The following is a 12,980-nucleotide window of genomic DNA, read 5'->3' as shown; positions in this document are numbered from 1 at the left end:
CCATCAGGTCGACTGCAGCCCTCAGCGCCTGGGTTGCATCCCATGCTTTTTGTGGTTTAGTTCCGCCTCCTGAAGAAATTCGCTTACCCGAAGGGATATAACATTGATGTCGACGAACCTCAGCGCCAGAGCTCTTCTCGTCGCCTCGATTTCGCTGCTCGGCTGGGCTGGCTGCATCTCCGTCGATCACCAGGACACAGACTTCGACGGTGACGACGCCGATGAAACGGGCGCGGCCGTTCAGCCGCTCTCGACGATAAACTTCCGCTCCAGCTCGACGGCGACCGGGAAGAACCTGACCGCGTTGACCCTCGCGAAGCCGGCGGGCGTCGTGCAAGGCGACGTCCTGCTCGCGCGCATCGCCAACCGGAACCAGGTGGGCGCGGTGATCGCTCCACCGGCGGGGTGGACGCTCCTCCGCTCGGATCAGAGCGCGTCCGCCCTCAAGTCATGGGTCCTCTGGAAGGTGGCGACCGGCGCGGAGCCCGCGAGCTACTCCTTCGGCTTCGACGTCTCGGCCTACCTGGCGGGGAGCATCGTGGCGTTCAGCGGCGCCGATCCCGCGAGCCCGATCGACGCGGCGAGCGGCCAGAAGAACGGCAACTCCGCGACCCTGGCCGCGCCCGCGGTCACCACCACGGCGGCGAACGGCGTCGCGGTCTGGTTCGGCACGCAGGTCTGGACGGGCTCGTCCTGCCCGGCGAGCCCGATCGTGCCGCCGTCGGGCTTCACCGAGCCGTTCGACACGTGCCTGCTCTCGTCGTCGACGGGCCTCCTGTTCGACGCGGCGTACAGGCAGCTCGGCGCCGCGGGCTCGCAGCCGGCGTGGAGCGGCGCCTCTCCCTTCGCCAACACGAACACAGCGCAGGTCGTCGCGCTGAGGCCCGCCGGCGCCCCGAGCTGCTCCGCGGGCGACACGTTCGCGAGCACCTACACGACGGTCGGGAGCCTGACCTCGACGGACATCGTGGAGATCTCCGGGCTCGCCGCGAGCCGCGTCAACCCCGGCATCCTGTACGCGCACAGCGAGAACAACGCGAGCTTCGTCGCCATCCAGAAGACGAACGCGGCGGTCGTCGGGAGCTACGTCGCCGGCGTGCTCCCCTGGGACTGGGAGGACATCGCGACCGGTCCGTGCCCCGCGGGGAGCTGCATCTTCATGGGGGACATCGGCCGCTTCAGCGGACGCCCGCCGCCCTACCCGACGACCTTCGCCGTGGTCCGCATGAGGGAGCCGAACCTCGCCGCGGGGGAGACGAGCGGCACGGTGTCCGGCGATCGGTTCCCCTTCCAGTACCCGGACACGCCGCAGAACGCCGAGGCGCTGATGGTGCACCCGACGACGGGGGACATCTACGTCGTCACGAAGGAGGGCACGACCGGGCTCAGCAAGGTGTACAAGTTCCCGAGCCCGCTGCCGGCGCCTGGCACCCTGTCCACGCTGATTCACGTGGCCGACCTCCAGATGCCCCTCGGCCCGGACGAGAACTTCCGGTCCGTCACCGCCGGGACGATCCACCCGTGCGCCAACCGGTTTCTGCTGCGCACCTACCGAGCGGTCTACGAGTACCGGGCGCCGGCCGGCGCGGGCTTCGAGGCGGCCTTCGCGGCGTCGCCCGTCGCGCTCACGGACACGGTCGAGGGTCAGGGCGAGTCGATCGAGTACGAGGCGGACGGCTCTGGGTATTTCACGATGACCGAACGGGAAGCCGCGCCATACCCGCTCAAGCGCGTGGCGCGCCAGTAGGCTCCGCGTCGAAGCGCCCGTTCGCGAGCCGCGGTCAAAGGGCCTGCGGATGGCGCGAAGCCGCGGGGCGGCTCTACGTTCGTCCGAACGAGTCCTCGTGGGACATCTTCACGTCGTCCAGGGTCAGGGAAGACATGACGCTCTCGTAGCTCTGGAGCAGCATGCGGCACGAGACGGCATCCGCAGGATCTCCCACCAGGAGATCCTTGTTGGCGTCGTCCCAGATGTCCGGACCGCGATCCGACGTCACGGGGATGGTCCTGTCGCGGCGGTCGTACTTGACCCGTTCCAGCTTCGTGTTCGGCACCCGGACCCGCTCCAGATCGGCCTTCAGGTGCGATATCGCCCTGGCGAAGCGCTCCGAGAAGCACCGGTTCGCCTGACACATGGTCCTGACCACCTCGTAGGCCCCCAGCGTCCACAGCCACATCAGATCCGAGGCGCGGGTCCGCGCCTCGTGGGGGAAGGCACCTTCGCTCGAGGCGCACGCGTCGAGGCCCGCGAGGATCTCCCTCGATATCGACAGCAGGACCTGGTGCCGGCCGGACAGGTAGAACGAGAACGCCGCCAACGGAGGCTGGGTGGACATCTCTTCTCTTCTTCGCGCGAGCAGGAGGGGTGTCGTCACCGCTCCGGCGGAGACGCGAGCAGCTCCTCGCCGAGCTCCCGGAGCGCGCCCTCCAGCGCCGCCGGGTCGCTCGCGTCGATCTCCCATTCCTTGCGGCTGTAGTACTTCGCCGCGCCCCGCGGGGCGCCGCTCAGGTCGAGGCAGTAGTCGAAGCCCTTCACGTCGCACGGCCGCGCGTCGAAGGCGACCTCGTGCTTCGACTTGTCCTGCGGGAAGAGCAGCTGCAGCTTATCGTTGCCGCGCAGCTCGTAACGGAACAGCGCATACGAGCCCTCGAACTGGGACGTGCGCCGGAACATGCCGATCGGCTCGTCGGCGAGCATCACCATGAGCTCGATCTGGTCCGTGTCGTCCCTCGGGAGCCGCTCGATCCAGAGGCGCCCGACCAGCGTCTTCGCGTCGGACCCGCGCGAGCTCAGGAGCCCGTAGCCGCCTGCGGCCGCCGCGAGGGCGATCGCCGCCGCCGTCATCATCTTGGAAACGCGGTTCATGGACGGCATCCTACGCCTTTCCAGCGCCGGGCGGGGCCCGGAGGCGCACGGAGCACCGCCGCGGGCGCCCCCAGCTCGGCGCCGAGGTCCCAGAGGCGCCGCGCCGCTCACCGCGCGGGCGTCTGCCCGGTGACGAGGCGGCCGCACACGAGCTGGCGCGCGACCTCGGCGACGCGGCGGCCGAGGTGCTCGGCCGTGCGCAGGTCGGCCTCCGGCGGGGCGACGTCGGGGCCCTGGTCGACGTTCGACTGCGCGCCGGCGCCGAGCCAGAAGCCGAGTCGATTCAGGTCCTCCTCCGATCCCTTCGTGGAGTTGTTCGCGGGCGGGAGGCCGAGATTGACCCAGTGCATGCCGTGCTGGGCGGCGAAGAGGGCGATCTGGATCAGCGTCGCCAGCTTGTCGCCGGAGCGGGAGCCCGAGTTGGTGAAGCCGGCGGCGACTTTGTCTTTCCAGGCGAAGCCCTTGGCCATGACGGCGCGGGAGCTCGCTTCCTGGAAGGCCTTGAACGCCGCCGAGGCGCTCGCCATGTAGGTCGGCGCGCCGAAGATGATCGCGTCGGCGGAGGCCAGATCGCCCCAGCGCGCCTGCGCCTCCTCGACGGTCAGCAGCAGGGCCTCGGCGCCCTCCACCTGCTGCACGCCTGCTCGGACGGCCTCGGCCTGCCGCCCGGTGTGGCCGTGGCCGCTGTGGTAGACGACGGCGACGCGGACGCCCGGCAGGGGCGCTTCTCCCCTCGTCGCCGGCCGCGCGCCCTGCTGCGCCGTGAGCTGGACCGTGTGCACACTCAACGTACTTCCTCCTTGGCTGTCGCCGCCGGTCGCGGGCGCGTCCGGCGCGTCACTGCTCTGACGACGCGCGGCGAGGAAAGGTGACCGGCACGCGCGCACGACCGTTCGGCGCTGCCCGGCCTGCCCGGCGCATCACGGCGGCGCGACGTCGACGACCGCGAGCCGGAGCTGGCGGAGGCGGGCCGGGTCGCCGATCACGTCGATCGCGGCGATCCGACCGCCCTCGATGGCGACCTCGAGGACGAGCTGCAGCCGCCCGCGCGGGGCGACGACGACGCCGACGGCGCCGTTCACGAGGGCGGGCCGGGCGAAGCGCGCCCGACCGGCGTTGGTGGCCGTCTCCTCGGCGACGCGCCGGGCGCCGCGCACCTCGGTCTCCGCGCCTCCCCGCAGCGCGGCGCGATCGGCGCGCCGGACGACGTCCGGGGCCAGCACCGCGAGCAGCGCGCCCAGATCGCCGGCGCGCGAGGCGGCGAGGAAGGCCTCCACGACCTCCCGATGCCCGGCGAGCTCGGCGGCGGGCGCGGCGGCCCCGCCGCGCACGCGATGGCGGGCGCGGCTCGCCAGCTTCTTCGCGGCGGCCGGCGACCGGTCGACGATCGCGGCGATCTCGTCGAACGGCACGGCGAACAGGTCATGGAGCACGAAGGCGACGCGCTCGGCGGGCCCGAGCGCGTCGAGGACCACGAGCAGCGCGAGCCCGACGGCGTCGGCCAGCGCCGCCTCGTCTTCGGGGCCGGGCGACCCGCCGTGGTCCACCACCTGATCGAGCTCGCCGCTCTCGGTGAGCTCCTCGCCCCGGCGCCGGCGCGCGCGCAGCATGTCGAGGCAGACGCGGCCGAGGATCGTGGTCAGCCATCCCGTCACGTTGGCGACGGCGCTGGCGTCGGCGCGGCTGGCGCGCAGCCAGACCTCCTGCACGGCGTCCTCCGCCTCGTCCACCGAGCCGAGCATGCGGAACGCGACCGCCCGCAGGTGGCTGCGGGCCCGGTCGAGCTGCTCGGCCAGCTCGGCCTGACTGATCATCGGTCACCTTTCGTCGTCGCGGCTCGTCATACACCTCGTGAGAGGACGGCGCAACGTCGAGAGCCGTCGTCGGCAGGTGATGTCGGGAGCCGATCGCGCAGCGACGAGCCGTGGAGAGCTCGGCCGTCTTTCGCGCGCCCCCCCGCCGCGCGGAGGCGCTCGGAGCGTCCGAGTGCACATCGTTCCGTCGAGAGCCCGTCAGTGCAACATGGCTGGACGGCAAAATCAGCTGCAGTTGGCGATTGGCGCTCCTTTCTCCCAAAGACCCGTGACTGCAACATGGCTGTACGGCAAATCGTCGAACAAGGCGCTTGACTTCGGCTCGCGCTTGCGTGTTTTAATCTCATGACATGCTCGGGCCCATCTCGCACCGGGCATGTTCGCGCAAGACTCGCCTCGACAGCCACGGTGTGACCGGGCATACGACCTGTGCAAATGGGTGCACGCGGTCGTGGTGAACAAGCTCTGGCCGGGAATCATGCTGCCCCGGTCCATGGGCGGTGGGGCTCGCAGGCGCTTCTGGTTTACTTATCCATCTTGAACAGAAGCCTGAGGCCCGTCCGTCCGGATCATGGAGAACCTTGATGCGTATCGATCGCTTGCTTGGCGCTGTGTCCCTCTCCTTCGCGTGCGGCCTGCTGGCCTGCGCCATCGAGCCTGCTGACCTGGAGGACAGCGAGGCGTCCGAGTCCGCGGCGAGCAGCGCGGACAACACGATGAAGGCGGATCTCGCGCTCCAGTCGGAGTGGGGCAGCGGCTACTGCGCGAACGTGACGGTGACGAACACGAGCACCGGCCGGTCCACCTCCTGGGGCCTTGTCGTCGGGCTCAACGGCTCGACGGTGGCCAACGTGTGGAACGCGCGCTCCTCGGGCTCGGGCGGGCAGCTGACCGTCACCAACGAGAGCTACAACGGGACGCTGAACGCGGGCCAGTCGACGTCGTTCGGGTTCTGCGCGAACGGCACCGGGAAGCCGACGATCGTCTCGGTCAACGGCAACGGAGGCACGGGCACCGGCACGACCACCTCGTCGTCGAGCAGCTCGTCGAGCAGCAGCTCGAGCTCGTCGTCGAGCAGCGGCGCGGGCGGCTCCGGCGGCGCCGGCGGCGCCGGCGGCGGCGGCGGCGCGGGCGGCTCGGGTGGCTCCGGCGGCGGCGGCGGCTCCGGCGGCGGCGGCGGCGCGAAGTTCGTGGGCAACATCACGACGAACGGCAGCGTGCGCGACGGCTTCGCGAGGTACTGGAACCAGATCACGCCCGAGAACGAGGGCAAGTGGGGCTCCGTCGAGCGGAGCCGCGGCGTGCGAGACTGGAGCGCGCTCGACCGGATCTACAACTACGCGAAGTCGAACAACATCGTGTTCAAGCAGCACACCTTCGTGTGGGGTGCCCAGCAACCCAGCTGGCTCGGAGGGCTCTCCGGCTCGGATCAGCAGGCGGCCGTGAGGGACTGGATGCGGGCGTTCTGCGCGCGTTACCCCGACACGAAGTACATCGACGTCGTGAACGAGCCGCCGCCCCACACCACGCCTTCCTACAAGAACGGCATCGGCGGCGACGGCGCCAGCGGCTACGACTGGATCGTCAACTCCTTCAAGTGGGCCCGCGAGTTCTGCCCGAACGCGGTCCTGATCCTCAACGACTACAACAACATCGAGTACGAGAACGATCACCAGAACTTTATGCGGATCGCGCGGGCGGTGATCAACGCGGGCGCCCCGGTCGACGCGCTCGGCGCGCAGGCCCACGACGCCTACAAGCTCAACACGAACACCGTGAAGGGGTACATCGACAAGCTCGCGTCGCTGGGCAAGCCCGTGTACATCACCGAGTACGACATCGGCATCGCGGACGACAACCAGCAGAAGAGGGTGATGGAGGAGCAGTTCACGATGTTCTGGAACCACCCCTCCGTGAAGGGCATCACGCTGTGGGGTTACATCGTCGGCGCCACCTGGCGGGACAACACGGGCATCCAGCATTCGAACGGCACCATGCGGCCGGCCATGAGCTGGCTCATGGGCTTCCTCGGCCGCTGATCAGCCGCGGGCCGGCCGCCGCGTGCCCCGACCTCGCGGGCCGTCCGGGCGAGCATGGGGACTCCTCATTCCCGCCCTGATGGCCCGCCGCTGGTCGCCAGCTCCGCCGTGAGCTCGTGGTTGAGCATCGCCGCGGCCTGCACCCCGGACGCCGCCGCGAGGGTCGCCCCTTGCATTCGTGACACGAGATCCCCGCCCGCATAAACGCCGGGGATGGACGTCTCGCGGCTCACCGGGTCGACCTGCACGAAGCCGTCGTCGTCGAGGGCTACGCCCAGCGCCCGGACCAGGCCCACCTGGCGTTGCGGTGGATGGGCGAACAGCACCTCGCACGGGATCACCGCGCCGTCCGAGAGCTCGACGCTCTCCAGCCGATCCTCGCGCGCGACGAGGCGCGCGACAGGCCGCGCCTCGACGCGGATCCCCGCGGCGCTGAAGCGGGCGCGGACGTCCGCCGGGACGTCGAACGCTCCGCTCGTGAAGACCACGACGTCTCGCGTCCATCCACGCAAGAGGAGCGGGAAATGGAGCGACTGCGCCCCTCGCGCCAGGTAGCCCCACCTCCGGTCCTGGACCTCCCATCCGTGGCAGTAGGGGCATTGAAGGATCGAACGACCCCACAGCTCGCGGAACCCCTCGATGGCCAGCGGCTCGTCGATCAGCCCGGTGCAGAGGAGGACCCGGCGGGCCTCGACCGTGCCCGCCGCCAAGGTGACCTGGAATGCGCCACGTCTTCCGGCGATGGCCTCTATCCGGAGGTCGCGCGCCTCCACGCTCGGGTACGTCGCGAGCTCTCGGCGGCCGATCGCCCGGAACTCGTCCGGCGGCGTCCCGTCGCGCGTGACGAAGTTGTGGATGTGCTCGGCAGCCGCGTTCCTGCGAGCCCCCGCATCGCAGAGCAGGACACGCTTGCGCGCGCGGCCGAGGGCCAGAGCGGCGGAGAGCCCGGCGGGACCGCCTCCCACGATGACGACGTCGTATGACATGTTGGCTTTCCTCGCAGAGGATGGTGGTCGCGAAGCTCCGCAACCCGATGCGCAGCCCGGGACGGCCAGGGCGGTGCCGAGCGCCGCGCTCGCCTGAAGCCACGCGCGTCGCGTGAGCAGCGGGTCGTCGGTCTCGTTCGCCATGTCCCCGTCGTAGCTCCCCGCGCCGAGCCCCTGAAGGGCGGGGTTTTCGGTCCGATCGACGAGGTTTTCGATGGGAGTCGGCTGGAGCGGGAGGAGGAGGGGCTCCTCCTCCCGCTGACGAGATATCTTACGTTTCGCGAGCGCGCGCCGGATCCGGCGAGACGGCGGTCGCCGGGGACCGCTCCACCCGCCGGACGAGGCCCAGCACGACCACGGCCATGAGCGTGCAATAGGCCGAGAGCGGCCATGCCGTGTCCCCGGGCAGCAGGACGACCAGCGTCGTTCCGACGATCCCCACGATGAGGCTCTCGATGCAGTAGTAGAGCGCGGTCGCGGTGCCGGCGACGTGACCGAAGCGCTGGAGCGCGCCGTTGGCCGCCACCGAATTCGCGAAGACGATGCCGATCGCGATGAGCCACATGGGCGGGACGAACGTCCAGAACGACGGGGCGGCGATCACCTGCCCGACGACCAGCAGCGCGGCTCCGAGGAGCAGCATTCCCATCCCGCGGACGAGGCTCCCGGCCCTCCCCCACCGCGCCACGAACCGCTTCGCGAAGCGGGTCGTCGCGATCATGACGAGCGCGACCGTGGCAAACAGGAGGCTGAAGGTGAGCTGCGAGAAGCCCGCTCGATCGATCAGGACGCGCGACGCCGTCGAGAAGAAGACGAAGAACGCGCCCATGGCCGCGCTGAAGCCGAGCGTGTAGGTCCAGAACGAGGCGTCCGCCAGGATCTCGCCAAACGCCGCTCGCGGCTTCGACGCGTGCAGGGGCCGCGTCTCGTGCCACCGCGGCGCCGCGTTCAGCGCGGCCGCGGTGGCGGCGGCGCCGAGCGCGACGAAGATCGCGCGCCAGCCGAAATGGTCCGCGAGCAGCGCGCCGATCACGGGACCGAGCGCGGGCACGAACGCCAGCATCGAGCCGAACAGGCTGTAGATCACCGCCCCCTCGGCGCGCTCCGCGTAGACGTCGCGCACCGTCGCGAACGTCGCGACGAGCGCCGCGGCCGCGCCCAGCGCCTGGAGGACGCGGAGGGCGACGAACACCGCGGCGGACTCGGTGCCCGCGAGCAGGTACGACGCGGCGGCAAACAAGGCAGCACCGCCGAGCAGGACCGGCCGTCGACCCACCCTGTCCGAGATCGGCCCGAACACGAGCTGTCCCGCGCCCAGGACGACCATGTAGAGGCTCAACGTCAGCTGAACGACCGACGGCGACGTGCCGAGGATGCCTGGCATGCTCGGCACCACCGGCAGATAGACATCCATGGCCAGCGAGGCCAAGAGGTCGAACGGGGCCATCAGCAGCAGCGCTGCGGACAGCGAGAGATTCCAATGTGTTGGCAGATTTCGAGGCACGACGATACACCCGCGCAAATGGTGGACATTCGGCGGCGATCTGCCTCCAGGACGGCACGCGTCGGACGATCGAGAGCAGATGGCCGCAGCAACGATTTCAGGGGTTGCTGCGGCTCAATCGTCTGACTGGGCTGTATCCATCCTTACACCTTGGCCTGCGTTCGTTGCAGGCGGCGAGAGAATAGCGGTGATCGAGAGGCTCGTCGAGGGATCACGAGGGCTCGACCCCGGCGGCCATGCGGCGATGACCCGCGCTTCGCCTCACGAGGGCGGCCAGCGGACGCCGAGCCCCTGGTGCGGCGAGTCGGCGCTCAGGCGAACGTCGTCCGCGGGGGGCGGGAGCGCGCGCCACGCGTCGGGGTGCTGGTCGGGCTGCTTGCCCTGGCTCTCCTCGAGCGCCTCGTAGAGCGCGCCCTGGTGGAGGACATAGGCGCCCTTCGGGTACACCACGGCGCGCTCGTCCGGGCTGAGCGTCGCGCGGTCGGTCCACCACTCCAGGCGGCGGTAGTTCTCGTCGATGGCGCCCGCCATGAAGTCGCGGAAGCGCGCCCGGGGCACCGCGACCGTGGGGTTGTCTTCGGCCGTCACGCTGTCGAAGAGCCACTTGATGAACGGGTAGGGCCCGTCCACCCGGTTGTCCCGGAGGATGTGCGGATTGGGCGCGTTGCTCCCCACGCCGAAGACCTGCACCGGCTCCTCCGTGTCGGGGTACACCTCGCCGTAGTTGAAGTGGAACCCCAGGAACACGTTGCGCTCGAACCGTATCGTGGCCCCGGTGTCCACCGCGTGCGTGTACACGCCGCTGAGCGAGGTGTCGGCGAAGTAGTTGTCCGTGAACGAGATCGTGTCCCCGGGCGAGCGCGGGTCCTGGTCCACGCGCGTCGGGAACACCTCGACGAAGAGGTCACCCGTCCCGATCACGATGTTGTGGTGGAAGGTCGAGCTGCCGTAGCGCTGGCCGAACTGCACGTTGCCGTCCTGGTAATGGTCGAACGCCGACCGCCACCGGACCGCCCCGGGCCCGAGGACGTTGTGGTGGATCTCGCAATCGGACCCGAGCTGGCCGACCTGCAGCGCCTCGGTGCCGGTGCGGAGAAACCGGTTGTCGTACACCTCGAGGCGCTCGAACGCGTGCTGCGGCTGCGCCTGCGTGCTGCCGAAATAGATGCCCTCGGACCCGACGTCGTGCACGTACAGGTCGTGGACCTTCACGTTGCGCATCGTGGCCTGCCCGTCGTCGTCGGTCTTGGCGATGACCCCGGCGAACTCGACGCGCGCGACCTCGATGACCTCCAGCTCGAAATCCGTCGCACCGCCGCCGATGGCCAGCCCGGACAGGCCCTCCTTGCTGAACGCGTCGTCGATGAAGATGCCGTACCTCCCCTGGCTGTGGGCGAAACCGCCCTCGGCGTGCCCGCGGAACCCCTCGTCGCCGGTCTTCGAGACGGGATCGTGGCGGCCGGTCAGGATCCAGCCCTTGCCGCCCTTCAGCACGAACAGGTGATTGGCGGCGTCGCCGCCGACCTTGACCTGGCCTCCGAGGTTCGTGATGACGAGCGGGCGCTCGGCGCCGCGCTCGGGCAGGCCGCCGAGCAGGATGCTCCGGTACTCGCCGGCCGGGATGTAGAGCCGATCGAGCGCGCTCCAGTCGACCTCCGGGAACGCCTCGGCCAGATCGGGGACCGCGATCGCGGGGCGCTCGCCCTCCTTCGGGGCCGGCGCCGGCAACGTGAAGGTGGTCGTGGGCTCGCCGAAGCGGCCGTAAGACGGGACGCCCGGCGCCTCCCCGCCGGCCCCGGCGCCGCTCGCCCCGCCGGGCCCGGTGGCCCCGCCGGCGCTGCCCGCGCCCGCCGAGGCGCCTCCGGCGCCGGCCGCGGACATCGCCTCCTCGCCGCCGCACGCCGCCATCGCGACGAGCAGGGCCCCTATCCTCGCGCTTTGCCTCATGCAATGGAGAATACGCTCGAGGCCGCGCCGTGGAACGCGGTCCCTCCGAGGCAGGCTTGAGATTCCGGGTGTCCGTCGCCCTACGATGAGGGCGCGGGCCCACGCTCGATCCGGAGGTCATGCGGGAGTGAGGGTATCAGGTGCGACCAGCACATCCTCAGATGTGCCCTCGTCTCCCACGAGCGCCTGCCGGTGCTCCCTGGGGAAACTTCGAGGGACGAGCGGGTTGAAACCGCTCGGAAGAGCAGCAATTCGAGCCGCCGAGGCGCCAAGATCTTGTTTTCTTCTTGGCGTTCTTGGCGTCCTTGGCGGTTCATATCTCGGTCGATCAACGTGGTCGGTGTTCTAGGTCGTCTTCAGCGCGATCAGGACCGCACGACGTGCAGCCGCGCTCGTCTTCTGCCTCGCGTGGGGGCGGCGTCACGGACAGCTCGAGAAGAGGCGCGTCCCACGCGCCGTGAGCTCGGCGATGTTGCTCGCCTGAGCGGCGCAGTCGATCGGGTTGCCTTCCACGATCATGGAGACTCCTGCGCCGAAGCTCGGGTTTTCGGCGAGGGGCGACAGGTCGGATACCCAGTTGCTCGAGAGCGTGACGTAGAACAGGTGAGGAAGGCTCGCGAGCGGAGACAGATCGGAGATGTGGTTGTTCGCGAGCATCGCCTGGCGCAGGTTCGTCATCGTCGACAGGGCCGAGATGTCGCTGATCTCCGCCTCGTTCGCCACGAGGACGTGGAGCGCCTCCAGGCCACCCAGCGGCGCCAGCGTCGGGAGCGGGGAGCCGCCGAGATACAGCTGGGTGAGCTTCGCCAGCGAGCCGAGCGGTCCGAGATCGCTGATCGGATTCGAGATGAGCCGCAAGGTGAGCAGCTCGGTCATCGCGCCGACGACTGTTACGTCCGAGATCTCGTTGCTCGACAGATTCAGGTGCTCCAGCTGGAGGAGCGAGGACAGCGGCGCGAGGTCCGAGATCAGGTTGGCGTCGACGTTGAGGTAGCGCAGCTCCGTGAGCGAGGACAGCGGCGTGAGGTCGGTCACGAGGTTCGAGGTGAGGTCCAGCGCCGTGAGCGAGCGGATGCATTCGAGGCCAGAGAGCGACTGGACGCCGCGGTACCTGGCGTCGATGTAGTCGAGCGACGCGACGTCGGCCGGGAGGAGGAGGCCGTCCGGCATCCCCACGGACTCGCGCACGGCTGCCTCGAGCGCCGGATCGGCGAATGCGAGCGGTCCGGCGCACGCCTCGCCGCCTCCGGCTCCGCCGCCGCCCGCGCCGCCGCCGCCGCCCACGCCCTCGCCGCCAACGCCACCCGTGCCGCCGGCGCCGCCACCGCCGCCAATGCCACTCGTGCCGCCGGCACCGCCACCGCCGCTGCCGCCCGGCCCTGGCTCCTCCACAGCGTCCGTTGACCCGCCCGCGCCCTCACCGGTCGTGACGCCCTCCCCGGTGGTGACGCCAGCAGGATCACCCGAACTGGTTGCGCCAGGCACCGGATCAACGGCGGTCCACCCGCACCCGGTACCCGCCGCTCCTGCCAGGAGCGCAATACCCAACCATCGGCCGACGCTGTCTACGTTGTACATATCTCCTCGTCCTGTAAAAAGCCAGACGGAGCGCCGCCCCGTCGAGCACGGGGCATCGGCAGGCAAGCTGCATAAAAAGGAAGTGCACCTCTCGAAGCATGAGAGATGCCATCCATGCCTGCGCGTCGCTCCGGCCTTGAGGAGCGACGAGCCCCGGGACCCGCGGAGCGCCCGGGCCCGCGAGCGCTCGCGCGCTACCGCGCGGACGCATGTGCCAGCGTGCCAGCGTGCCAGCGTGCCAGCGTG

10 protein-coding genes are annotated in these 12,980 nt (G+C 70.1%); 2 read left to right on the top strand and 8 right to left on the bottom strand.

Translation table 11 applies throughout. The annotated features are described in order from the left end of the window. The first annotated feature begins 106 nt into the window (after window positions 1-106). On the top strand, window positions 107-1,747 hold the full coding sequence (locus tag NQZ70_RS05130) for a cell wall anchor protein (protein ID WP_237245052.1): 1,641 nt from the start codon (window positions 107-109) through the stop codon (window positions 1,745-1,747). Between the two features lie 73 nt (window positions 1,748-1,820). Here NQZ70_RS05130 and NQZ70_RS05125 read toward each other — a convergent pair whose 3' ends face one another. The 4 genes from NQZ70_RS05125 to NQZ70_RS05110 all read right to left on the bottom strand — a co-directional run bounded on the left by NQZ70_RS05125 (window position 1,821) and on the right by NQZ70_RS05110 (window position 4,680). Beyond that, window positions 1,821-2,336 (bottom strand): hypothetical protein, encoded by a 516-nt coding sequence (locus NQZ70_RS05125; RefSeq protein ID WP_129573209.1) that lies wholly within the window; start codon window positions 2,334-2,336, stop codon window positions 1,821-1,823. Between the two features lie 35 nt (window positions 2,337-2,371). Beyond that, a complete protein-coding gene (locus NQZ70_RS05120) occupies window positions 2,372-2,866 on the bottom strand; it encodes a hypothetical protein (RefSeq protein ID WP_129573208.1) in 495 nt (164 codons plus the stop codon). Between the two features lie 107 nt (window positions 2,867-2,973). After that, entirely contained in the window at window positions 2,974-3,585 is a 612-nt protein-coding gene (locus tag NQZ70_RS05115; protein WP_129581158.1) for a flavodoxin family protein, read from the bottom strand. A gap of 201 nt (window positions 3,586-3,786) precedes the next feature. Then, entirely contained in the window at window positions 3,787-4,680 is an 894-nt protein-coding gene (locus NQZ70_RS05110) for a sigma-70 family RNA polymerase sigma factor (RefSeq protein ID WP_129573207.1), read from the bottom strand. Between the two features lie 584 nt (window positions 4,681-5,264). On the opposite strand from NQZ70_RS05110, the gene NQZ70_RS05105 reads away from it, so the two are divergent. Continuing rightward, on the top strand, window positions 5,265-6,719 hold the full coding sequence (locus tag NQZ70_RS05105; RefSeq protein ID WP_237245051.1) for an endo-1,4-beta-xylanase: 1,455 nt from the start codon (window positions 5,265-5,267) through the stop codon (window positions 6,717-6,719). A 65-nt stretch (window positions 6,720-6,784) separates the two neighbouring features. Here NQZ70_RS05105 and NQZ70_RS05100 read toward each other — a convergent pair whose 3' ends face one another. From NQZ70_RS05100 to NQZ70_RS05085, 4 genes are all read right to left on the bottom strand, one after another. Next, window positions 6,785-7,705, bottom strand: a complete 921-nt coding sequence (locus tag NQZ70_RS05100; protein WP_237245050.1) for an NAD(P)/FAD-dependent oxidoreductase — start codon at window positions 7,703-7,705, stop codon at window positions 6,785-6,787. Between the two features lie 271 nt (window positions 7,706-7,976). Beyond that, the gene (gene cml / locus NQZ70_RS05095; protein ID WP_257792785.1) at window positions 7,977-9,197 is read right to left on the bottom strand and encodes a CmlA/FloR family chloramphenicol efflux MFS transporter; all 1,221 of its coding nucleotides are present in this window, start codon (window positions 9,195-9,197) and stop codon (window positions 7,977-7,979) included. 273 nt (window positions 9,198-9,470) lie between these two features. Further along, entirely contained in the window at window positions 9,471-11,156 is a 1,686-nt protein-coding gene (locus NQZ70_RS05090) for a right-handed parallel beta-helix repeat-containing protein (RefSeq protein WP_165373792.1), read from the bottom strand. A 420-nt stretch (window positions 11,157-11,576) separates the two neighbouring features. Continuing rightward, window positions 11,577-12,548 carry a leucine-rich repeat domain-containing protein gene (locus NQZ70_RS05085; protein ID WP_237245049.1) on the bottom strand — a complete coding sequence of 324 codons (972 nt, stop codon included), beginning with the start codon at window positions 12,546-12,548 and terminating at the stop codon, window positions 11,577-11,579. Between the last annotated feature and the right edge of the window lie 432 nt (window positions 12,549-12,980).

Source organism: Sorangium sp. So ce836, assembly GCF_028553905.1.
Lineage (GTDB): Bacteria > Myxococcota_A > Polyangia > Polyangiales > Polyangiaceae > Sorangium > Sorangium cellulosum_D.
The sequence above is the reverse complement of the archived record's forward strand: the minus strand, read 5'-3'. Positions and strand labels throughout refer to the sequence as shown.

Coding starts and splice junctions, on each gene's coding strand:
- NQZ70_RS05130 (WP_237245052.1), top strand. CDS start 107: ATGTCGACGAACCTCAGCGCCAGAGCTCTTCTCGTCGCCTCGATTTCG.
- NQZ70_RS05125 (WP_129573209.1), bottom strand. CDS start 2,336: ATGTCCACCCAGCCTCCGTTGGCGGCGTTCTCGTTCTACCTGTCCGGC.
- NQZ70_RS05120 (WP_129573208.1), bottom strand. CDS start 2,866: ATGAACCGCGTTTCCAAGATGATGACGGCGGCGGCGATCGCCCTCGCG.
- NQZ70_RS05110 (WP_129573207.1), bottom strand. CDS start 4,680: ATGATCAGTCAGGCCGAGCTGGCCGAGCAGCTCGACCGGGCCCGCAGC.
- NQZ70_RS05105 (WP_237245051.1), top strand. CDS start 5,265: ATGCGTATCGATCGCTTGCTTGGCGCTGTGTCCCTCTCCTTCGCGTGC.
- NQZ70_RS05100 (WP_237245050.1), bottom strand. CDS start 7,705: ATGTCATACGACGTCGTCATCGTGGGAGGCGGTCCCGCCGGGCTCTCC.
- NQZ70_RS05090 (WP_165373792.1), bottom strand. CDS start 11,156: ATGAGGCAAAGCGCGAGGATAGGGGCCCTGCTCGTCGCGATGGCGGCG.